The organism is Massilia sp. CFBP 13721, from assembly GCF_014842025.1.
Classification (GTDB): Bacteria; Pseudomonadota; Gammaproteobacteria; order Burkholderiales; family Burkholderiaceae_D; genus Telluria.
In genome coordinates this window covers 194,659-217,429 of the sequence record NZ_JACYUY010000005.1, presented here as the reverse complement: position 1 = coordinate 217,429, position 22,771 = coordinate 194,659, and the positions used below count along the sequence as shown (strand labels likewise).

Genomic DNA, 22,771 nt, shown 5'->3' with positions numbered 1-22,771 from the left:
GGGTGGGCGCCCCGTGCCCACGCGTGAAGTAAGCACCGTGTTGGCAGGGTTGGAAAACCGCGCCAACACCATGCAAGCGTCACGCGTGGGCACGGGGCGCCCACCCTACGGGTTATTTGGATTCTGCCACGCGTTTCGCAATATGCGCCAGCGCCTCATCGACCTGGTCGATCAGGATCAGGCACAAGTCGCCCTCGTTCAGCCGCGCCAGCGCGCGGTCGATCGCGATGAACTCGCCATTGATTTCCTCGACGTGGCTGGTCCGGGTGGCGCCAGTCAGGCCCTGGCGCAGCAGGGCGACGACTTCGCCGTCCGGCCGGCCGCGCTGGCACTGGTCCTGGTACAGCAGCACGTCGTCGAAGGCCTGGCCGAGGATTTCGGTCTGCTGGGTGATGTCCTGGTCGCGCCGGTCGCCGGCGCCGCTGATGACGACCGAGCGGCGTTTGGCCGGCATGTTCTCGACCGCCGACACCAGCGCCGCGATCGCGTCCGGGTTGTGGCCGTAGTCGGCGATCAGGGTCGCGCCTTTGTAGTCGAAGACATTGAAGCGGCCTGGCGCATTGTCGCTCTCGCCGACGAAGGTCTTCAGGCCGAGGCGGATCTTGTCCCAGTCCAGCCCGACCGCCCAGGCGGCGGCGACGGACGCCATCACGTTCTCGACCTGGAAGCCGATGACGCCGCCGCGGGTGATCGGCACGTCCTTGAGGTCGATCTTCGTTTCAAGCTTGCCCTGGGCGCAGACGAGGTGCGCATCTTCGACGTAGACGACGCGCCGGCCCTGGGCGCGGTGCATCGCCATCAACGGGTGGCCGCCGTCCTGGGCGAAGAAGGTGACGTCGCCGCGGGTGTGTTCGGCCATCTCGGCCACCACCGGATCGGCCGCGTTCAGCACGGCCATGCCGCCGGCCTTGACGTTCTGGACGATCACGCGTTTCAGCACGGCGAGATCTTCCAGCGTGGTGATGTAGTTCAGCCCGAGGTGGTCGCCGGCGCCGATGTTGGTCACCACCGCCACTTCGCAGCGGTCGAAAGCGAGGCCTTCGCGCAGCAGGCCGCCGCGCGCGGTTTCGAACACGGCGGCGTCGACGTCCGGGTGCAGCAGCACGTTGCGCGCGCTGCGCGGGCCGCTGCAGTCGCCGCTGTCGATGCGGCGCCCTTCGATGTAGACGCCGTCGGTATTGGTCATGCCGGTGCGCAGGCCCGAGGCGCCCAGCAAGTGCGCGATCAGGCGCACCGTCGTCGTTTTGCCATTCGTGCCGGTGACGGCGACGACCGGGATGCGGCCGTCGTCGCCATCCTTGAACAGCGTGTCCATGATGGCGCCGCCGACGTCGCGGCCCTTGCCGAAGGAAGGCGACAGGTGCATGCGCAGGCCAGGCGCGGCATTGACTTCGACGATGCCGCCGCCTTGTTCCTCAATGGGCTTGAGCACGCTGTCGCAGACCAGGTCGACGCCGCAGATGTCGAGGCCCACCATGTGCGCCGCGGCGATCGCGCGCTCGGCCACTTCCGGATGGACGTCGTCGGTGACGTCGGTGGCGCTGCCGCCGGTCGACAGGTTGGCGTTATTGCGCAAGACCACGCGCTGGCCCTTGGCGGGCACCGATTCGGCGTTCATGCCTTGCTTGGCCAGGCTGCCGAGCGCGATGTCGTCGAAGCGGATCTTGGTGAGCGAGGTCGAATGCCCGTTGCCGCGGCGCGGATCGAGATTCACCTCGTCGACCAGCTGGCGCACAGTGTGCACGCCGTCGCCGACCACGATCGGCGGATCGCGCCGCGCGGCGGCGACCAGCTTGTCGCCGATGACGAGCAGGCGGTAGTCGTGGCCCGGCAGGTAGCGTTCGACCAGGATGTCGTCGCGGAATTCGGACGCCGAGTGGAAGGCGGCCGCAATCTGTTCCTTGGTGGTGATGTTGACCGTCACGCCCTTGCCCTGGTTGCCATCCTTTGGCTTGACGACGACCGGCAGGCCGATCTCCTGGGCTGCAAGCCAGGCATCGTCGGGATCGACCACCGTGCGTCCGAGCGGCACCGGCACGCCGGCGGCGTCGAGCAGGCGCTTGGTCAATTCCTTGTCCTGGGCGATGGTTTCGGCGATCGCCCCGGTGGCGTCGATCTCGGCGGCCTGGATGCGGCGCTGCTTGCTGCCCCAGCCGAACATCACCAGGCTGCCCTCGGTCAGGCGCCGGAACGGGATGTTGCGTTCGACAGCGGCCTGCACGATCGAGCCGGTGGACGGGCCGAGGCGCACGTCTTCGTCGAGGTCGCGCAGCCGGGTCAGCGCCGCTTCGAGCTCAAAAGGCGCGTCCAGGCGCGCGGCCTCGATCAGTTGCTGCGCCAGGTCCAGCGCCAGGCGGCCGACGTCTTCTTCCGAGTATTCGACCACGACCTGGTAGATGCCGGTTTCGAGGGTGGCAGTGGTGCGGCTGAAGGTGACCGGGCAGCCGGCCGCGGCCTGCAGGGCCAGGGCCACGATTTCCAGTACTTCGGCCATCGGCACCGGGTCGAGCGCATCTTCTTCGTGGCCGGAAGGCTGCAATGGCCCGAGTTGGGGAAAGCGCGAACGCAGGCGCGACTCGAAGCCAGGCAGGCTGGCGATCGATTCTTCCTCCGGGGTGCAGGCGACGATCGCCTCGACCGAGGTGTGGTGGCTCCAGAGGTTAGGGCCGCGCAAGGCCCGTACGCGAGATACTTCCATAAACCGTGATTCCTTTAATGTGGGGAGACTGTCCCCGGTCCGGCGAACCGGCACTGCCAATCAATTAATAAGCTGCTCGGTTACGTCGATTTCTTGGTTGCGTCGAAAGCGCGCAGGCCGCCGCAGATCAGGTCGTGCTCCAGACCCAGCGCCCAGGCCGCGGCAGTCGCCGCCAGCACGCTGGCCGGATGCTTGACGGTGGCCGGCTTGATCTTGCCAAGGTCGAGCAGGACCGTCTCGTTGGCGCCTTCGGCCAGCACGATGCGGTTGTCGCGCGCGAACACGACCCGCTCGCCGCCGGCGCGGTGCTGCGCCATGACCGGATGCGATTCGTCCATCGCGTAGAAGATCACGCGTCCGTCCGACAATTCGGCCAGTTTCACTACTTCCGGATCGGCCGCGTTCAGCACGGCGGCGCCGTTCGACAGGATCACGTCGACCTGGCTGCGCACCACGTTGGCCAGCGCCTCGTCGTCGTTGATGTGGAATTCGCCCACGTCGGCCAGCTTGCCCATGTCGGTCACCACGCCCACCGAACAGCGGTCGTAGGGCAGGCCGCCGGCCAGGATGCTGCGCGCGTTCGATTCGAACACTGCCGCTTCGACGTTGCGGTTGATGAGCAGGCGCTCGCCGGCGGCGAAGCCGGTGCAGTCGCCCTTGTGGACCTGGCGGCCGTCGAGGTACAGGCCTTCGCCGTTGGCCACGCCCGCGTGCTTGCCGGCGGCGTTCAGCAGGCAGCCGAGCAGGCGCGTGATCAGGCTGGTGCCGAGGGTGCCGGTGACGCCGACCACCGGAATGCGGCCGCTCTCGCCGTCGGCAAACAGGTGCGCGACGATCGCCTTGCCGACGTTGCGCGGCTGGCCGCTGCCCGGTTTCAGGTGGGCCAGCAGCCCCGGGCTGGCATTGACTTCGATGATGGCGCCGCGCTGCTCGGCCAGCGGCTTCGAGATGTCGTCGCAGACCAGGTCGATGCCGGCGATGTCGAGGCCGACGACGCGCGCGGCCAGGGCGGCCATGTGCGCCACTTCCGGGTGGATCAGGTCGGTGACGTCGTCGGAGACGTTGCCGTTCGGCTGGATCAGTACCTTCTGGCCATCCTGCGGCACCGAGTCGGGCGTCAGGCCCTGGCGCTTCAGGTCGAGCAGGATCTCGTTGTCGTGCACGTTGACGGTGCCGAGCGGATGTTCCTCGGTCTCGCCGCGGCGCGGGTCGGTGTTGATCTGGCTGGCCACGAGTGCGCTCACGTTGGCGGCGCCGTCGCCCGTCACCCACAGCGATTCGCCGCGCGCCACCGCCACGACCTGCTTGCCGACCACCAGCACGCGGTGCTCGTTGCCGGGAATGAAGCGCTCGACCAGCACGGCAGTGCTGTCGCCGGCTTCCGAGGCGATGGCGTAGGCGGTGTGGACGTCGGACTCGGTCATGAGGTTGAGCGTGACGCCGCGGCCATGGTTGCCGTCGACCGGTTTCACGACCACCGGCAGGCCGATGTCCTGGGCTTCTTCCCATGCGGCTGCGGCACTGCGCACCAGGGCGCCTTCCGGCACCGGCACGCCACACGAGGCGAGCAGGGTCTTGGTCAGATCCTTGTCGCTGGCGATCGATTCGCCGATGGCGCTGGTGCGGTCGGTTTCGGCGGTCCAGATGCGGCGCTGGGCGGCGCCGTGGCCGAGCTGGACCAGGTTGCCTTCGGTCAGGCGGATCGAGGGAATGCGGCGGTCGGTGGCGGCGTCGACGATGTTGGCGGTGGACGGGCCCAGGCAGTAGCGGTCGACCAGTTCGGTCAGGGCGGACACGGTGCCTGCCATGTCGAAGGCTTCAGCGTTGATGGCGGCCATCATCAGGCGGTGGCCGGCCTCGAGGGCGGCGCGGCCGACGATGGCGTCGCGCGTGCGGAAGGCCATCTTGTAGACGCCGTGCTGGCCGGTCGAGCGGGTCTTGCCGAAACCGGTCTTCATGCCGGCCATGTTCTGCAACTCGAGCACGACGTGTTCGAGGATGTGGCCGGCCCAGGTGCCGCCTTCCAGGCGTTCGAGGAAGCCGCCGCGCTCGCCGATGCCGCAGCGGTGCTCGACCAGGCCGGGCAGCATGCTAGTCAGACGCTCGTTAAAGCCGGGCAGTGTGTTCGAAGGGAAGTCTTCCAGCTCGCCAATGTCGAGCCAGACCTCGAGTACCGGACGGTAGGTCCAGATATTCGGGCCGCGCAGGTGAGTTACACGGAGAAACTTGATGTCATTCTTCTTTGTCATGTAATGATTCTTGCCCACAGTGTCCGCTGGTTCACCATGATGGCGTTGCCTATGTTTGCCTGCCTGTGCGTTACCGCACCCAATCCGGGTGAAGCGGCGCACTTGTTGTATACTTGCGGGCCGAAGCTTACAGCCCCGTGCCGATTTCTGCCAAATAGGAACTGAGAGCAACCGATTGGCACTGAATGGCGCCGCTCCGGTCCCGCAGCGGAACTTTTCCTCTGATCCATGTAAACCGCCGAGCCGGTCACCGCGTTACCTCCCTTATCCAGAACTTGCCTGTCACGGGCGGCACCATCAATGACAACTCAACAACTCGCTCTTCCGACCTCGCTGGCGGCTGCCGCCGGCTTCCTGCCTGACGGTTGGGACAATGACGTTCGGAAACAGCTTGCGCCAGGGGAAAACGTTCTCACTGGCGTGGAGGTTGACCTCGACACGAAATTACGTTTCACGAAGGGCATCCTGGTGGTCACCAGCCGCCGCCTGCTGGCGCGCGCACCCGGGGAAACCGCCTGGCGCGACTGGGCGTTCAAGCCGGGCCTGGTCCTGCGCCACCACGACCACGCCGGCGTCGGCCACCTCGAACTGGTCGACCCGCACGGCTTGCTGGCGTCCTGGCGCTTCACGCTGGGGCAGAACCTGCACGCGATCCGCGTCGCCGACGCGTTTACTGACCAGATCAAAGGCGTCGAGACCGGCAACCCGGTGCTGGCGCCCGAACAGCACACCTGCCCGAGCTGCAAGGCGCCGCTCGAGCCGAACCAGGAAGAATGCCCGATCTGCGCCAAGGTCGTGCATACGCCGCCGTCCACCTGGACCCTGTTCCGCTTGTGGCGTTTCGCCCGGCCGTACAAGGTGCAGCTGCTGGTGGGTTTCCTGCTGATGCTGGGGTCGACGGCAGCGCACATGATTCCGCCCTACCTGACCAAGCCGCTGATGGACAACGTGCTGATTCCGTACCAGAACGGCCAGACCATCGACGACTCGCTCGTCTGGCTATACATGGGTGGCCTGTTCGGCGCATCGATGCTGGCCTGGGCACTGGGCTGGGGCAAGACCTATGTGCTGGCGCTCGCGTCCGAGCGCATCAGCGCCGACCTGCGCTCGACGACCTATGAACACCTGCTGCGGCTGTCGCTGGAATATTTCGGCGGCAAGCGCACCGGCGACCTGATGAGCCGTATCGGCAGCGGCTCGGACCGGATCAGTGTCTTCCTGTCACTGCACCTGCTCGACTTCCTGTCGGACGTGTTGTTGATCATCATGACCGGCGTGATCCTGTTCAGCATGAACCCGTGGCTGGCGCTGGTGACGCTGGTGCCGCTGCCTTTCATTGCCTGGATGATCCACGTCGTGCGCGACAGGCTGCGCACCGGCTTCGAAAAGATCGACCGCGTCTGGGGCGAGGTCACCAACGTGCTGGCCGATACCATTCCCGGCATCCGCGTGGTCAAGGCCTTCGCCCAGGAAAAGCGCGAAGCCGCACGCTTCCGCGAAGCGAACAAGCACAACCTGGCCGTCAACGACAAGCTGAACCGGGTCTGGTCGCTGTTCTCGCCCACCGTGTCGCTGCTGACCGAACTGGGCCTGCTGGTGATCTGGATCTTCGGTATCTGGCAGGTGTCGCAGGGCGACATCACGGTCGGCACGCTGACCGCCTTTATCGCCTACAGCGGCCGTTTCTACGTGAAGCTCGATTCGATGAGCCGCATCGTCTCGGTCACGCAAAAATCGGCCTCGGCGGCGAAGCGCATCTTCGACATCCTCGACCACGTGTCGAGCGTGCCGGACCCGGTCAATCCGGTGAACGTACCGAAAGTGCAGGGCAATATCGAACTGCGCGAAGTGGGTTTCCGCTACGGTAACCGGGCCGTCAACCGCGGCATTTCGCTCAACATCAAGGCCGGCGAAATGGTCGGCCTGGTGGGCCACAGCGGCTCCGGTAAAAGCACGCTGGTCAACCTGATCTGCCGTTTCTACGACGTGGCCGAAGGTGCGATTTTGCTGGACGGCGTCGACATCCGCAGCTTTGCCGTGGCCGACTACCGCCGCAACATCGGCCTGGTGCTGCAGGAACCGTTCCTGTTCTTCGGCACCATCGCCGAAAACATCGCCTACGGCAAGCCGGACGCGACGCGCGAAGAGATCATCGCCGCCGCCCGCGCCGCCCACGCCCACGAATTCATCCTGCGCCTGCCGCAGGGTTACGATTCGATGGTGGGCGAGCGCGGCCAGGGCTTGTCGGGCGGCGAGCGCCAGCGCATCTCGATTGCGCGCGCGCTGCTGATCGACCCGCCGATCCTGATCATGGACGAAGCGACGTCCTCGGTCGACTCGGAAACCGAAAAGGAAATCCAGAAGGCGCTCGACAACCTGGTGCAGGGCCGCACCACGATCGCGATCGCGCACAGGCTCTCCACGCTGCACCGCGCCGACCGCCTGGTCGTGCTCGACCGCGGCGTGGTGGTGGAAGAGGGCAGCCACGACGAACTGATGGCGCGCGAAGGCGCCTACCACCGCCTCTACGAAGCGCAGGCGCGCAACGTGGACCAGGACATGGACGACAAGGACGATTGAGATGAGCACTTTTGCACTGCGCCGCGACAGCTTCGGCAAACTGGTGTTCACCGGCGAAGACGGCGTCGACGTCGTCGGCGTGATTCCGGTGCGCGCTTTCCCGATCCAGGCGCCCACGCGCGGCATCTCGCTGGTGCGCGACGGCGGCAAGGAAGTGGCCTGGATCGACGACCTGGCGACTGCGCCTGCTCAGGTGCGGGATCTCGTCACGGAAGAACTCGAAGGCCGCGAATTCATTCCCGAAATCGAGCACATCCGCGAAGTGTCGAGCTTCGCCACGCCCTGCACCTGGACCGTCAAAACCGACCGCGGCGAGACCGCTTTCGTGCTGAAAGTCGACGAAGACATCCGCCGCGTGGGCGAGGCCTCGCTGCTGATCGCGGACAGCCACGGCATCAACTTCCTGGTACGGGACATGTTCAAGATCGACAAGCATAGCCGCAAGATCCTGGACCGGTTCCTTTAAATCACCTGTGCCGGCACTGGCATACACGTAGGGTGGAGCGGGCGGCGCACCGCTCCTGACTCCACGCGGTGCAAGGCCGGCATATCGAGTCTTCTCCACGCCCTGAGATGCATGCGCCGCGCGATATTGCCTGAATATCGGCGCCTCACGCGTTGTACCGCGTGGAGTCAGGACTCCACCCTACATATTGCGTCTCATCGGGCCGCGCCCCAACCAGACAATTCCTAATTCGTGCTGCGCTTGAACGCCGCCGCAGCCTGGCTTATGCTGGTCCCATTCACGGACATCGGGAGGCAAGCATGTTGCAAGGTGGCTGTTTTTGCGGCGCGGTGCGCTATGTCGTCGACGGCGAACCCTTCAATAGTACGCTCTGCCATTGCAGCGATTGCCGGCGCAGCGCCGGAGCGCCGGCGGTGGCCTGGTTCAGCGCACGCATGGAGCAGGTGCGTTTTACCAAAGGCAATCCCGCCACCTATCGATCGAGCGAGCAGGTGCTGCGTGGCTTTTGCGCCGCCTGCGGCACCACCCTGAGCTACCAGGATGGCCGCCAGCCCGACGAAATCGACATCGCCACCGCCAGTCTCGACGACCCGGAAGCCGCAGCGCCGCGCGACCATACCTTTGCCGGCGAGCGGCTGAGCTGGATGCATAGCGGCGATGGTTTGCCGGCCTACCCGCGCACGCGTTCGGAGGGCGGGGGGTGATTCTTGCTTGACCTGCCTTTGACCCGCGTTCAACAGGATCAAGGTGAAACCGCCCACAGACCGGCGAGCGCTGCGTGCTTAGTCTGGTGCCATTACCAACCTGAATGGAAGCCAACCATGGATTCGATCAACCGTAACCAGCCAGAACAAAACCACCGCGACCTCGCCGGCGCCGAAGCGCGCGAGCTGATCCGCGACATGGCCAAGGAAATTGAAACCTGCTTTTTCTGCACGACGGGCGGCACTGGGCAGAGCCGCGGCGTGCGTCCGATGAGCGTGCAGCAAGCCGACGACAACGGCCACCTGTGGTTCCTGAGCGCCAGCGACAGCCACACGAATGCCGAATTGGCGCACGACCCGGCCGTCAAACTGTTTTTCCAGCGCAGCGCCCATGCCGGCTTTCTGGAACTGGACGGCATCGCCACCGTGTCGACCGACCGCGCCAAGATCAAGGAATTGTGGGACCCGATCCTGAAAACCTGGTTCACCGAAGGCGAGGACGACCCGCGCATCACCGTCATCCAGGTCGTACCGCGTGAAGGCTATTACTGGGACAACAAGCATGGCCAGGTGGTGGCCGGCGCCAAGATGCTGATCGGCGCGGCCATCGGCAAGACGCTCGACGATTCGATCGAGGGCATGCTGACGCCTTAACGCTATTCGATGGGGAGGCTGGATGATCGAGCTCGACCATGTGATCGTTTCAGCACGCGACCGGGTGGCGTCGGCGCGGCTGCTCGCCTCCTTGCTCGACGTGCCCTGGGACGAAACCGCGCTCGGCATCTTTTCGGCCGTGTACGTCAACCCCGGGCTCACGCTCGACTTCATCAGCACCGATGAAGCCTTCCCCGTCGAGCACTTCTGCTTCCGGGTGGGCGATGCCGAGTTCGACGCCATCCTGGCGCGGCTGCGCCTGGCCGGCATCGGCTGGCGCGCCGACGTGCGCGGGCAGAACGACAACGGCATCGGCACCGCCCACGGCGGACGCAACGTCTATTGGGACGCGCCCGATAAGCACCGCTGGGAAATCCTCACCCACAGCTACGCGCGCCGGCCCGCGCGCAATTGACCGTTTTTCAACCCTGCGCACCCCGTTTGCGACCCGCAGTTAAAATGGGTTCCATCGAAAACGCAGGGGAATCACATGCAACGAACGGCTTTGGTAGTGGGTATCACGGGAATCGGCGGCAACCACGTCGCACGTGAATTGCTGGCCAACGGCTGGAACGTGGTCGGCCTGTCGCGCCGCGCACCAAAGGATTTGCCGCAGGTCCGCCACGTCGCCGCCGACCTGCTCGACCCGGCCGCACTGTCCACCGCACTCGCGGACGTCGCCCCGACCCACGTTTTTATTACCACCTGGATGCGCCAGGATACCGAGCAGGAAAACATCCGCGTCAACGCCGCCCTGGTGCGCAACCTGCTCGACGCCCTGTCGCCAAAAAAGAGCGTGCGCCACGTGGCGCTGGTCACCGGCTTGAAGCATTACCTCGGCCCATTCGAAGCCTATGCCAGCTCGGGCACGCTGCCCGACACGCCGCTGCGCGAAAGCCAGCCGCGCCTGCCGCTTGATAATTTTTACTATGCGCAGGAAGACGAAGTCTATGCCGCGGCCGAGCGCGACCGCTTCACCTGGAGCATCCACCGCCCGCACTCGATCATCGGCCAGGCAGTCGGCAATGCCATGAACATGGGTACCACGCTCGCCGTGTACGCGACCATCTGCAAGGAAACCGGCCGTCTATTCCAGTTCCCCGGCTCGGCCGCGCAGTGGAACGGCCTGACCGACGTCACCGATGCACGCATGCTGGCCAGGCAGCTGGTCTGGGCCGCCGATACCGACGCGGCGAAGAACGAAGCTTTTAATATCGTCAACGGCGACGTGTTCCGCTGGAGCTGGCTGTGGCCGAAACTGGCGGCTTATTTCGGCGTCGAGGCCGCCGGCTACAGCGGCGAGATCCAGGCCCTGGAACCGGCGATGGCGAACGACGGCCCGCTGTGGCGCGAGATCGCGACGCGCCACAACCTGGCCGAACCCGAGCTCGACCGCCTGGCTTCGGCCTGGCACACCGACCTCGACCTGGGTCGGCCGCTGGAAGTCATGACCGACATGGCCAACAGCCGCCGCCTCGGCTTTGCCGCCTACCAGGCCACCGACGCCTCGTTCTTCGAGCTGTTCGACCGCCTGCGCGCCGAACGCCTGATTCCCTGATGTTGCCGGCCGCGGCCTGACTGCCATGGACACGCGCACGCAAGGCAGTTCCCGACTGCCTCACGTCGTGCTGGTCACGATCGGCTCGGCCGGCGACCTGTTTCCCTTCCTGCGCCTGGCGCTGGCCTTGCACGCGGCCGGGCACCGGATCAGCTTTCTCGGCCCGGTGCAGCACGAACCTTTCGTGCATGCGGCCGGCCTGCCGTTTCACGGGCTGCCGGCCGACCCGGCGGTGCTTGACCATCCCGACCTGTGGCACCCGACGCGCGGCTTCGGCATCGTCTGGGAAGCGACGCGGCCGGCCATGGCCGAGGTTCCCGCCTTCATGGCCACGCTGCCGCCCGACGAAAAATGCACCATGTTGGTGCATCCGCTGGCATTGCCGGAAGCGGCCCTGTGCCGCGCCGCGCGTCCCGGACTGGCCATCGCCGCGGCCTACCTGGCGCCGTCGAACCTGCCCACCGTGCACGACCCGTTGCTGCTCGGACCCTGGCGCGTGCCGCGCTGGGTGCCGCACGGCGCGCGCCGCTGGCTGTGGCGCACCCTGGCCGGCCGCTTTGTCGACCCGGTCGCGCTGCCTGGCGTGAACGCGGCACGGCGCACGGCCGGGCTGGCGCCGGTCGATTCGCTATTGGACGCCATCGTCTCGATCGCCGACCTGTCGATCGGCCTGTTCCCGCCCTGGTTCGCGCCGACCCAGCCGGACTGGCCGCAGCCGCTGGTGCGCAGCAGCTTTCCCCTGTTCGACCCCGACCCGCACGCGGCCTTGTCCGGCGAATTGCAGCAGTTCCTGGCGCAGGGTAGCCCACCGCTCGTGTTCACGCCCGGCACCGGCAACCGCCAGGCGCGGGCCTACTTCCAGCACGCGCTCGAGGCGGTGCGCCTGCTGGGCGAACGTGCGATTTTCCTCACGCCGCACCGCGACCAGCTGCCCGCCGAGCTGCCGCGCCACGTGCTGTGGCAGGACTACGTGCCGCTGCGCGCCTTGCTGCCGCAGGTGGCAGTGCTGGTACACCACGGCGGCATCGGCACCACCGCCGAAGCGCTGCATGCCGGCACCGCGCAGCTGGTGGTGCCGCTGGCGCACGACCAGTTCGATAACGGCGCGCGGGTCGAGGCGCTCGGGGTGGGGCGCTCGCTACCGGCCACGCGCCTGAGCACGCGGCGGCTGGTAGCGTGCCTGGCGTCGCTGTTCGATGACGAGGGATTGCAGGCGCGCTGTCGCGCGGTGGCCGGGAATTTCGCGGGGGATGATGGATTCGAGGAAGTAGTAAAGGCGGTGGCGGGATTGGTTGCCGCACCGGGCCGGGGGATGCGTGCGTAACTGGCTCACCGCGCATTCCGCCGCCGTGCAACCACGGCCAACACCACCCCCACAACGCTCCACGCCACCAGCGTCACCACCGACGCCTCGATCCCATACGCCCCGCCAGTCAGCCACTCCGGCCCGCTCGCGGCGACCTGCACCCAGCCCCGCGCCGCATGGCCCGATACCGGCACGGCAATGCCTGCGTCCAGCAGATAGTTCCACCCGAAGTGCAGCCCGACCGGCAGCCACAGGCGCCGCGTAACGAGCCAGGCGAAGGTGAACACCAGCGAGGCCACGCCGGTCATCGTCGCGGCGAGCAGGCTGAAGCCGTCGTTCGGCATGTGCGCCAGCACGAACAGCAGCGTCGACCCGACCAGCGCGGTCTTCATGCCCCACGATTGCTCGAGCAGCCGGAAGATCACCGCGCGAAACAGGATTTCCTCGAACAGGGCCACCATGATTTGCTCCGGCAGCGGCTTGAGCATCACGCCGGGCGCAGCCAGTCCGGTGACCGACCAGGCGCCGCTGGCCAGCAGGATGACGCTGCAGGACACCGCCAGCAGTGCGCCGATCCCGATCCCGCTGCCCAGTTCGCGCCACGCGCCCGCTGTCGATAATTCCGTGAGCGCACGCCGTTCGACCTTGCGCACGTAGAACGCATAGCCCGCGACCACGCCGGCGGCTGCCAGCAGCAGCGGCCAGGTGGCGCGCCACTGCTTGGGGACTGCGTTCGTCAGCACCATGGCCAATGCAAACGGGATCAGCACGCACAGCAGGGCCAGCACGGCGCGCACCGAGGGCCGCGCCAGCAGACGCTCGCTGAAACGCGGGGAGGGGGTGGACATCGATGTGGTCATCATGATTGCTCCTTGTCGTCAGGGAAAAGCGAAGCCCGGGCGGCGCGGATGCGTGCGCCGAACGGACGTTGTTCGAGTGCGGCGATGGCTTGCGCCAGGGTGTCGGAGAGCGGGTGCGGCAAATCCGCGTCGAGGCTGGCGGCAGCGGCACTAGTGGCGCTCCAGCAGCGCTGGAGGCGCGGCAGCAGGGCCTGGCCGCGTTTCGACAAGCGCACGATCTTCTGGCGTGCATCGGCAGGCGAGGGCGCGATGGCGACCAGGTCGTGCTTGCGCATCAGCGCTACCGTCTGCGTCGCCGCCGGCTGGGTGATGCCCGCAGCTGCCGCGATGTCGCCGACCGTCAGCGCCGCGCCGTTCGCGAGCGCGCGCATCACCGGCGTGTAGCGCGGGCGGTAGTCGATGCCTTCCTCTTCATATGAGGCGGCGACGGCGCCGTCGAGCAATTCGATCAGGTGGCGCAACTGGGTTCCGAGTCCTTGTTTCATGGAGAAATAATAACGCGAATACATAAGTGCTTATATGTTTTTTTGATGCATATGTCTGGTTGTAAGCAGCGCGAGGTTTCTGCTGCTGGTTGAACGCGTGGGCGACACCAGCGGTGACGCTGTTCACACGTCACGGTGGAGCCCACCACCCTACCTCCGGATGCGGTGTGGGGCCCTCTTCGTGTGTCAACGCACCGTCAACTTTCCGCCAGCACGATTTAATACTTCCATCGATAGCACAAGGCAGGGCAGGCAATGCGACGGAAAGCGGAAGACAACCACGTGCCAGGCGGACAAACGAACAGCGGGCAGGGACGCCCCGGCTACGTACGCGTACGCGGCGCGCGCGAGCACAACCTCAAGGACGTCAGCCTCGACATCCCGCGCGATGCGCTGGTGGTGTTCACCGGCGTGTCGGGCTCGGGCAAATCCTCGCTTGCTTTCGGCACCCTGTACGCGGAAGCGCAGCGGCGTTACCTGGAATCGGTCTCGCCCTACGCGCGCCGCCTGTTCCACCAGATGCCGGTGCCGGAAGTCGACGAGATCGACGGCTTGCCGCCGGCGGTGGCCCTGCAGCAGCAGCGCGGTTCGCCCACCACGCGTTCGTCGGTCGGCAGCGTCAGCACCCTGTCGAATTCGCTGCGCATGCTGTATTCGCGCGCCGGCGACTATCCGGCCGGGCAGGAGCTCCTATATGCCGAATCGTTTTCGCCGAATACACCGGAAGGCGCCTGTCCCGAATGTTCGGGCCTGGGCCGCGTGTATGAAGTGACCGAACAATCGCTGGTGCCGGACGATTCGCTGACCATCCGCGAGCGCGCGGTGGCGGCCTGGCCGCCGGCCTGGCATGGCCAGAACCTGCGCGACATCCTGGTGACGATGGGCTACGACGTCGACACGCCCTGGCGCGAGCTGCCGAAAAAGGACCGCGACTGGATCCTCTATACCGACGAGACCCCGACCGTGCCGGTCTATGCCGGCCTCACGCCCGAGGAAACCCAAAAAGCCCTGAAGCGCAAGGATACGCCGAGCTACCAGGGCACCTTCACCGGCGCGCGCCGCTACGTGCTGCAGACCTTCGCCACCACAGAAAGCGCTTCGATGAAGAAGCGCGTGGCGCGCTACATGGTCAGCACCGAGTGTCCGCTCTGCCGCGGCAAGCGCCTGCGCCAGGAAGCGCTGTCGGTCACTTTCGGCGGGGTCGACATCGCCGACATTTCGCGCATGCCGCTGGCGCGCCTGCACGACATGCTCGCCCCGTATGCGACCGGCAAGGCGGTCGAAGACAAGGCGCGCGCCAAGCTGCATCCGGAACAGCTGATCGTCACCCAGCGCATCGCCGAAGACCTGGTCGCGCGCCTGGACGTGCTGCTGGCGCTGGGCCTCGGTTACCTGGCGCTCGAGCGCAGCACGCCGACGCTTAGTCCCGGCGAACTGCAGCGCCTGCGCCTGGCGACGCAGGTGCGCTCGAACCTGTTCGGCGTCGTCTACGTGCTCGACGAACCCTCGGCCGGCCTGCACCCGGCCGATACCGAGGCGCTCTTGAGCGCGCTCGATCAATTGAAAGCCTCGGGCAATTCGCTGTTCGTGGTCGAACACGCGCTCGACGTGATCCGGCGTGCCGACTGGATCGTCGACGTCGGGCCGGCCGCCGGCGAGAAGGGCGGCGAGGTGCTCTACAGCGGCGAACCGGAAGGACTGAAAAAGATCGAAGCGTCGCAGACGCGGCGCTACCTGTTCGACGAGGCGCCGGTTCAACGGCGCACGCGGCGCGAACCGGCCGGCTGGCTGCGCCTGGAAGGCGTCACCCGCAACAACCTGGACAAGCTGAAGGTCGAATTCCCGCTCGGCGTCTTGAGCGCCGTCTGCGGCGTGTCCGGTTCCGGCAAGTCGAGCCTGGTGAGCCAGGTGCTGGTCGACCTGGTCGCGCGTGAACTGGGGCAGGGAACCACGGCGCTCGAGATGGAAGAAACCGACGACCTGGAACAGGAAGCGGCCATGCCGCTGGAAGGGCGCATCGTGTCCGGCATGGAGGCGATCCGGCGCATGGTGCGGGTCGACCAGAAACCGATCGGGCGCACGCCGCGCTCGAATCTGGCCACCTACACCGGCCTGTTCGACCAGGTACGCAAACTTTTCGCCGCGACCAAGATGGCCAAGTCGCGCCGCTACGATGCCGGCCGTTTTTCGTTCAACGTCGCCAAGGGCCGCTGCGAGAACTGCGCCGGCGAGGGTTCGGTCATGGTCGAGCTGCTGTTCCTGCCGAGCGTGTACGCGCCCTGTCCGGTCTGCGCCGGCGCGCGCTACAACGCCAAGACGCTGGAAGTGACCTATAAAGATAAAAACATCGCCGAGGTACTGGGCATGACGGTCGACGCCGCCGCCGAGTTCTTCGCGGGCGAAGCGCTGGTCGAACGTTCGCTGGAAGTGCTGCGCGAGGTGGGCCTCGGTTACCTGCGCCTGGGCCAGCCGGCCACCGAATTGTCCGGCGGCGAGGCGCAGCGCATCAAGCTGGCGACCGAACTGCAGCGCACCGGACGCGGCAACACCTTGTACATACTGGACGAGCCGACCACCGGACTGCACCCGTCCGACGTGGATCGCCTGATCCTGCAACTGGAGCGCCTGGTCGACGCCGGCAACACGGTGGTCGTGGTCGAGCACACCATGCGCGTAGTCGCCGCCTGCGACTGGGCGATCGACATCGGGCCGGGCGCCGGCGACGAGGGCGGCACCGTGGTCGTGGCCGGTCCGCCGGAAACGGTGGCGCGCGCGGCGAAGAGCCGGACAGCGCCGTATTTACGTCCTTATCTGCCCGCGTAAATATGTTGTCGCGACGCTGCTGCGCTGGCTGGGCAGCGCACGGTTGAAGCGCCCGGCAAGGTGACAATTGCGTTACACTTAAGAACTTTTTTCTTAAGATTATCGCAATTCATGACCGGCACCTCGCTCGACAATTCCCAGTTCCGCCGCATCCTGACACGCAACGTGGCCCTGCCGCTCGGCCTCTCGGTGCTCAGCGCGGCCGTCTTCGTGGCGGTCATCGCCTACCTGGTCAGCGTGCTGAACTGGGTCGAGCATTCGCAGGAAGTCATCGGCAAGGCCAACGAAGCCAGCAAGCTCGTGGCCGACATGGAGGCCGGCATGCGCGGCTACGTGATTTCGGGCGACGAGAGTTTCCTCGCGCCGTATACGGTGGCCAAGCCGAAGGTCGACGTCGAGCTGGATTCCCTGCTGCGCATGGTCGAGGACAACCAGGCCCAGGCCGACCGCCTGAACCGGGTGCGCGGGGCCTATGGCGAGTGGCTCAAGTTCACCAACGAAGTCATCGACCGCCGCCGCAACAAGCAGGACGTGCTGCAGACGATCCTCAGCGGGCGCGGCAAGAGCCTGACCGACGACATGCGCGCCCAGTTCGCCGCCTTCGGCAACAGCGAAAACGCACTGCTGGTCGAGCGCGGCGAAGAGGCGCGCTCGGTGATCGCCTGGTCGGTCGGGTCGTTCCTGCTGTTCACGCTGGTGGTGGGCGGCTTGCTGGCCGCCTTTGGCCGGCGCGAACTGGTGCGCCTGTCGTCGAACTACGACGAGATCCTCCAGCACGAAAACCAGCACAATGCCGAACTGCGCCACCTGAGCTGGCTGCGCAGCGGCCAGACCGAACTGGCGGCAAAGAGCATCGGCCTCAATTCCCTGGAAAGCCTGGCTGAGGCCGTGCTCGACCACGTGGTGCGCTACCTCGGCGGTTCGGTGGCGGCGATGTATTTCCGTAATGAAGAGGGCGTGCTGCGCCGCATCGGCGCCTACGGCTTCTCGAACGACGAGGAACGCGCCAAGGTCATCCAGCCGGGCGCCTCGCTGGCCAGCCAGGCCGCCAACGAAAACCGCCTGATCCGCGTGAAGGAACTGCCCGAAGATTACATCAAGGTGATGTCCGGCCTGGGCGAGACGGCACCACGCGAAATCGTGATCGCGCCGTTCAACAATTTCGGCAAGGTCAAGGGCGTGATGGAGATCGGCTTCCTGCACCCGGTGCGCGAGCGCGACATCGAATTCCTGAAACTGGTCGGCGACGCCGTCGGGGCCTCGGTCGGCGCGGTGGTGTACCGCCAGCGCCTGCAGGATGCGCTGTCGGAAAGCCAGGCCCTGAACGAGGAGCTGCAGGTACAGCAGGAAGAACTGCGTACTGCCAACGAGGAACTCGAAGAACAATCGCGTGCGCTGGAAGAATCGCAGAGCAGCCTGGAAAACCAGCAGGCCGAACTCGAGGTAACCAACGACCAGCTGGCCGAGCAAGCCCTGAACCTGGACATGAAGAACGCGGCCCTGACCGAAGCCCAGGAACAGTTGCGCGCACGCGCGCTCGACCTGGAACGCGCCAGCCGCTACAAGTCGGAATTCCTGGCGAACATGTCGCACGAACTGCGCACGCCATTGAACAGTTCGCTCATCCTGGCCAAGCTGCTGTCCGATAATGTGCCGGGCAACCTGAACGAAGAGCAAGTTCGCTTTGCCCAGACGATTTATTCGGCCGGCAATGACTTGCTGCACCTGATCAACGACATCCTCGACATCTCGAAGGTCGAAGCCGGCAAGCTGGAACTGATGCCGGAAGACTTGCCGATCCGCCGCACCGTCGAGGGCATGGGACGCACCTTCGAGCCGCTGGCCAAGCAAAAAGATTTGCGCTTCACGCTCACCGTCGAGCCGAACGTACCGGCCACGCTGCACACCGACCGCCAGCGCCTGGAACAGGTGCTGAAGAACCTGCTGTCGAACGCCGTCAAATTCACCGAGCAGGGCGAGGTCAGCCTGACGGTGAGCGGCACGGACGAAGGCTGGGTCCAGTTCACGGTGGTCGATTCGGGCATCGGCATCGCGCCCGAAGAGCAGGAACGCATCTTCGAAGCCTTCCACCAGGCCGATGGTACGACCAACCGCCGCTTCGGCGGTACCGGCCTGGGGCTGTCGATTTCGCGCGACCTGACCAGCCTGCTGGGCGGCACCCTGGTGGTGTCGAGTACGCCGGGCGAGGGCAGTACCTTTACTTTGAGCATGCCGAGGAACGGCATGGTGTCGGCGGCACCGCCGGCGCCGCGTGCGGCCGCGCCGCAGCCACGTCCGGCCCGTCCGGCACCTGCGCCTGTATCTGCACCGGCGCCAGCCGCACTGAAGGAACAAGCCGCGGCGACGGTCTCGTTCCCGGACGACCGCGCGCGCCCGGCCGACGGCGTGCGCACCGTGCTCGTGATCGAGGACGAACCCGACTTCGCGCGCATCCTGTTCGACCTCGCGCACGACCTCGACTACCGCTGCCTGGTCGGCCTGACGGCGGGCGAAGGCCTGGAACTGGCCGCCAGCGAAAGCCCGGATGCGATCCTGCTCGACATCCGCCTGCCGGACAGCTCGGGCCTGTCGGTGCTGCAGCAATTGAAGGACAATCCGGCCACGCGCCACATCCCGGTGCACGTGGTCTCGAGCATGGACAATGCCGGCGAAGCGCTGCACCTGGGCGCGATCGGCTACGCCCTGAAGCCGACCAGCCGCGAAGAACTGGAAGACGTGTTCCGTAAACTCCAGCAAAAGAGTTCGCAGCAGATCAAGCGCGTGCTGCTGGTCGAAGACGACGAACGCCAGCGCGACAGCGTGGTCAGGCTCATCGCCGACGAAGACGTCAAAATCGACGCCGTCGGCTCGGGCGAGGAAGCGCTGGCGCTGCTGCGCACCGAGATCTTCGACTGCATGATCATCGACCTCAAGCTGCCGGACATGCAGGGCAAGGAATTGCTGGAACAGATGTCGCATGAAGACCTGTTCTCCTTCCCGCCGGTCATCGTCTACACTGGGCGCAACCTGACGCGCGACGAGGAGGCCGAGCTCATGAAATATTCGCGCTCGATCATCATCAAGGGCGCGCGCTCGCCCGAGCGCCTGCTCGACGAAGTGACGCTGTTCCTGCACAAGGTGGAATCGCAACTCTCGAGCGAGCGCCAGCACATGCTGAAAACCGTGCGCGGGCGCGACCGCGTGTTCGAAGGCCGCACCATCTTGCTGGTCGACGACGACGTGCGTAACGTGTTCGCCCTCACCGCCGCGCTCGAGCAGCGCGGCGCCAACGTCGAAGTGGGCAGGAATGGCTTCGAGGCGATCGCCAAGCTCGACGAAGTGCCGGGCATCGACCTGGTGCTGATGGACGTGATGATGCCGGGCATGGACGGCCTGGAAGCGACGCGCCGCATCCGCGCCGATGGCCGCTTCAACCGCCTGCCGATCATCGCGATTACCGCCAAGGCGATGAAGGATGACCAGGAACAGTGCCTGGCCGCCGGCGCCAACGATTACCTGGCCAAGCCGATCGACCTGGCACGCCTGTATTCGCTGCTGCGGGTGTGGATGCCGACCATGGAACGGGTGTAATCATCCTATGAAACATCCGATCGACGACGTCGACATCGAGCTGCGCATGCTGGTCGAGGCGGTCTACCTCAAGTACAACTACGACTTCCGCGACTACACGGGCGCGTCGCAAAAGCGGCGCGTGCTGGTGGCCCTGCGCGAGATGGAATGCGCGACCGTCTCCGAGCTGCAGGCCAAAGTGTTGCACCAGCCGGAAGCGTTCGCGCGGCTGCTGCAATTCCTCACCATTCCCGTCACCGAGATGTTCCGCGACCCTGAGTACCACGAGGCGCTGCGCACCCAGGTGGTGCCGCACCTGCGCACCTATCCGTCGCTGAAATTCTGGGTAGCCGGCTGCAGCACCGGCGAGGAAGTCTGGTCGCTGGCGATCCTGCTGCACGAGGAAGGCCTGCTCGAGCGCAGCCTGATCTACGCGACCGACATCAACCCGCAATCGCTGGACGCGGCGCGGCGTGGCGTATTCCCGCTCGACCGCATGCGCCTCTACACCGAGAACTACCAGAAGGCGGGCGGCAAGCGTGCGTTTTCCGATTACTACACGGCGGCCTACGGCGGCGCCCTGTTCGAGCGCCACCTGGTCGAAAACGTGACCTTCGCCGATCATAGCCTGGCCACCGACAGCGTGTTCTCGGAAACCCATTTCATCAGCTGCCGCAACGTGATGATCTACTTTAACCGGCGCCTGCAGAACCGGGTGCTGGGCCTGTTCCACGAGTCGCTCTGCCACCGCGGTTTCCTGGCGCTGGGCAGCAAGGAAAGCATCGACTTTTCGAACCATGCCGATCGTTTCGAGTCGGTCGCCCGGCGCGAACGCATCTTCCGCAAGGCGGGGGTATGAGCGCGGCGGCCGGGGTGCGCGTGCAGTCTGACATGCAGTCGATCGAGGCTGCCCTGGCGGGCCGTAGCATCGAGGCGATCGTGATCGGCGCTTCGGCCGGCGGCGTCGATGCGCTGGTCGAGCTGTTGCCGGCGCTGCCGCCCGACTTCAAACCGGCCACGGTGTGCATCCTGCACCTGCCCGCCGACCGCGAAAGCCGCCTGGCCGAGCTGTTCGGCGCGCGCCTGTCGCTGCCGGTGCGCGAAGCGGTCGACAAGGCACCGGTGGAAGGCGGCACCGTATATTTCGCCGGCGCCGGCTACCACCTGTCGATCGAACAGGACCGTGTTTTTTCCATCAGCTGCGAGCCGCCCGTACACTATGCGCGTCCGGCCATCGACGTGCTGATGGAATCGGCCGCCGACGCCTACGGCGACGGGTTGGCCGGCATTTTGCTGACCGGCGCGAATACCGACGGCGCCAACGGCATGCAACGCATCCGGCGCCGCGGCGGCCTGACGGTGGTGCAGGACCCACGCGAAGCGCAGGCGAGCGCCATGCCCGACGGAGCGATCCGCAAATGCGCCCCGCACCTGGTCCTGCCGCTGGCCGCCATCCGCGCGCTGCTGCCCCAGCTGGAGACAAGAATATGAACGTCCAAAACCAAAGCAAAAGCAAACTCCTCATCGTCGACGATCTTCCCGACAACCTGCGCGCCCTCGACGCCCTGATCCGCGACGAACAGCGCCTGGTCTTCCACGCCCATTCGGGCGACGAGGCGCTGGCGCTGCTGCTCGAGCACGAGTTCGCCCTGGCCATCCTCGACGTCCAGATGCCGGGCATGGACGGCTTCGAACTGGCCGAACTGATGCGCGGCACCGAGCGCACCCGCCACATCCCGATCGTGTTCGTCTCGGCCGCCGGACGCGAGCTGAACTACGCCTTCAAGGGCTACGAGACCGGTGCGGTCGACTTCCTGTACAAGCCGCTCGACCCGGACGCGGTGCGCGGCAAGGTCAACGTGTTCGTCGCGCTCGACCAGCAGCGGCGCGAGACGCGGCGCCAGATGGAAGCGCTGGAAAAGAGCCGGCGCGAACAGGAAGTCCTGCTGCAGGAATTGAACGCGACCCAGGCCGAACTCCAGCGGTCCCTGCGCATGCGCGACGAGTTCATGTCGCTGGTCGCGCACGAGCTGCGTACGCCGCTGAACACGCTGTTCCTGGAGACGCAGATGCGCACCCTGCACCTCAAGCGCGGCAATCTGCAAGCCTTTGCCGGCGAACAGATGGGGGCGATGATCAAGCGCGACGAGCGCCAGATCAAGGCCATGATCCGCCTGATCGACGACATGCTCGACGTCACCCGCATGCGCAACGGCACGCTGTCGGTGCGTCCGGCCCAGGTCGAACTGATCGGCATGCTCGAACGCGTAGTGAGCGACCTGTCGCTGCAGGCTGCCGCCAGCGGCTGCGCCATTTCGCTGGCGCCGCACGCGCCCGTCAGCGGCTATTGGGACGAGTTCCGCATCGAGCAGGTGGTGGTCAACCTGCTGACCAATGCGCTGCGCTACGGCGGCGGCTGCAATGTCGAGGTGCGCGTCGTGGTGGAGGGCAAGTGCGCCCGCATCGACGTCATCGACCAGGGCAAGGGCATTTCGCCGGAAGACGTCGAACGCATCTTCCAGCCGTTCGAACGCGGCGCGCGCAATGGCGAGCCGAAAGGCCTGGGCCTGGGCCTCTACATTTCGCGCCAGCTGGCCACGGCCCATGGCGGCGAATTGACGGTGACGAGCACGCCGGGGCAGGGTTCGACCTTCAGCCTGGCGCTGCCGTGCGACGTGGCGGTGGCCTGCACCCCGGTCTCCGCCTGAGTCGAACCAGCCCGCATTCAATTAGCGCGCGGTTGCAAAGACCGCGCGTTTCCCGCAAACTGACAAGTCTCTTGCGAGATTGACAGCCCTGCCAGCCACGGCCGGGCTTG

General features: G+C 66.1%; 16 protein-coding genes. 12 read left to right on the top strand and 4 right to left on the bottom strand.

Annotated features, from left to right (window positions below; translation table 11 throughout):
* Positions 1 to 112: 112 nt before the first annotated feature.
* On the bottom strand, positions 113 to 2,698 hold the full coding sequence (gene cphA / locus IFT60_RS06985) for a cyanophycin synthetase (RefSeq protein ID WP_192050961.1): 2,586 nt from the start codon (positions 2,696 to 2,698) through the stop codon (positions 113 to 115).
* A gap of 80 nt (positions 2,699 to 2,778) precedes the next feature.
* On the bottom strand, positions 2,779 to 4,947 hold the full coding sequence (locus tag IFT60_RS06980) for a cyanophycin synthetase (protein ID WP_192050958.1): 2,169 nt from the start codon (positions 4,945 to 4,947) through the stop codon (positions 2,779 to 2,781).
* 300 nt (positions 4,948 to 5,247) lie between these two features.
* Here IFT60_RS06980 and IFT60_RS06975 point away from each other — a divergent pair, with 300 nt between their 5' ends.
* The 7 genes from IFT60_RS06975 (at position 5,248) to IFT60_RS06945 (ending at position 12,233) form a co-directional block, all read left to right on the top strand.
* Entirely contained in the window at positions 5,248 to 7,527 is a 2,280-nt protein-coding gene (locus IFT60_RS06975) for a cyanophycin metabolism-associated ABC transporter (RefSeq protein ID WP_192050955.1), read from the top strand.
* Between the two features lies 1 nt (position 7,528).
* Positions 7,529 to 7,993, top strand: a complete 465-nt coding sequence (locus IFT60_RS06970; protein ID WP_192050953.1) for a cyanophycin metabolism-associated DUF1854 family protein — start codon at positions 7,529 to 7,531, stop codon at positions 7,991 to 7,993.
* A gap of 299 nt (positions 7,994 to 8,292) precedes the next feature.
* Positions 8,293 to 8,697 carry a GFA family protein gene (locus IFT60_RS06965; protein ID WP_192050951.1) on the top strand — a complete coding sequence of 135 codons (405 nt, stop codon included), beginning with the start codon at positions 8,293 to 8,295 and terminating at the stop codon, positions 8,695 to 8,697.
* Positions 8,698 to 8,814: 117 nt separating this feature from the next.
* Positions 8,815 to 9,351 (top strand): pyridoxamine 5'-phosphate oxidase family protein, encoded by a 537-nt coding sequence (locus tag IFT60_RS06960; RefSeq protein ID WP_192050949.1) that lies wholly within the window; start codon positions 8,815 to 8,817, stop codon positions 9,349 to 9,351.
* Positions 9,352 to 9,373: 22 nt separating this feature from the next.
* On the top strand, positions 9,374 to 9,766 hold the full coding sequence (locus tag IFT60_RS06955; protein WP_192050947.1) for a VOC family protein: 393 nt from the start codon (positions 9,374 to 9,376) through the stop codon (positions 9,764 to 9,766).
* A gap of 75 nt (positions 9,767 to 9,841) precedes the next feature.
* The gene (locus IFT60_RS06950) at positions 9,842 to 10,909 is read left to right on the top strand and encodes an SDR family oxidoreductase (protein ID WP_192050944.1); all 1,068 of its coding nucleotides are present in this window, start codon (positions 9,842 to 9,844) and stop codon (positions 10,907 to 10,909) included.
* A gap of 25 nt (positions 10,910 to 10,934) precedes the next feature.
* A complete protein-coding gene (locus tag IFT60_RS06945; protein ID WP_192050941.1) occupies positions 10,935 to 12,233 on the top strand; it encodes a glycosyltransferase in 1,299 nt (432 codons plus the stop codon).
* Positions 12,234 to 12,238: 5 nt separating this feature from the next.
* Here IFT60_RS06945 and IFT60_RS06940 read toward each other — a convergent pair whose 3' ends face one another.
* Together IFT60_RS06940 and IFT60_RS06935 are read right to left on the bottom strand one after the other, a co-directional pair.
* The gene (locus tag IFT60_RS06940) at positions 12,239 to 13,078 is read right to left on the bottom strand and encodes a CPBP family intramembrane glutamic endopeptidase (protein ID WP_192050939.1); all 840 of its coding nucleotides are present in this window, start codon (positions 13,076 to 13,078) and stop codon (positions 12,239 to 12,241) included.
* Positions 13,075 to 13,560 carry a MarR family winged helix-turn-helix transcriptional regulator gene (locus IFT60_RS06935; RefSeq protein ID WP_192050937.1) on the bottom strand — a complete coding sequence of 162 codons (486 nt, stop codon included), beginning with the start codon at positions 13,558 to 13,560 and terminating at the stop codon, positions 13,075 to 13,077. Before IFT60_RS06935 ends, IFT60_RS06940 begins: the two co-directional genes overlap by 4 nt.
* Positions 13,561 to 13,815: 255 nt before the next feature.
* On the opposite strand from IFT60_RS06935, the gene uvrA reads away from it, so the two are divergent.
* The 5 genes from uvrA (at position 13,816) to IFT60_RS06910 (ending at position 22,661) form a co-directional block, all read left to right on the top strand.
* Positions 13,816 to 16,383, top strand: a complete 2,568-nt coding sequence (gene uvrA / locus IFT60_RS06930; RefSeq protein ID WP_192050935.1) for an excinuclease ABC subunit UvrA — start codon at positions 13,816 to 13,818, stop codon at positions 16,381 to 16,383.
* A 111-nt stretch (positions 16,384 to 16,494) separates the two neighbouring features.
* Complete coding sequence (locus tag IFT60_RS06925; RefSeq protein WP_192050933.1) at positions 16,495 to 19,974, top strand: response regulator; 3,480 nt, start codon at positions 16,495 to 16,497, stop codon at positions 19,972 to 19,974.
* Positions 19,975 to 19,981: 7 nt separating this feature from the next.
* Positions 19,982 to 20,812 (top strand): CheR family methyltransferase, encoded by an 831-nt coding sequence (locus tag IFT60_RS06920; RefSeq protein WP_192050931.1) that lies wholly within the window; start codon positions 19,982 to 19,984, stop codon positions 20,810 to 20,812.
* Complete coding sequence (locus IFT60_RS06915; RefSeq protein ID WP_229510720.1) at positions 20,809 to 21,444, top strand: chemotaxis protein CheB; 636 nt, start codon at positions 20,809 to 20,811, stop codon at positions 21,442 to 21,444. The genes IFT60_RS06920 and IFT60_RS06915 overlap by 4 nt, the downstream gene beginning before the upstream one ends.
* A complete protein-coding gene (locus IFT60_RS06910) occupies positions 21,441 to 22,661 on the top strand; it encodes a hybrid sensor histidine kinase/response regulator (protein WP_192050929.1) in 1,221 nt (406 codons plus the stop codon). The genes IFT60_RS06915 and IFT60_RS06910 overlap by 4 nt, the downstream gene beginning before the upstream one ends.
* The last annotated feature ends 110 nt before the right edge of the window (positions 22,662 to 22,771 follow it).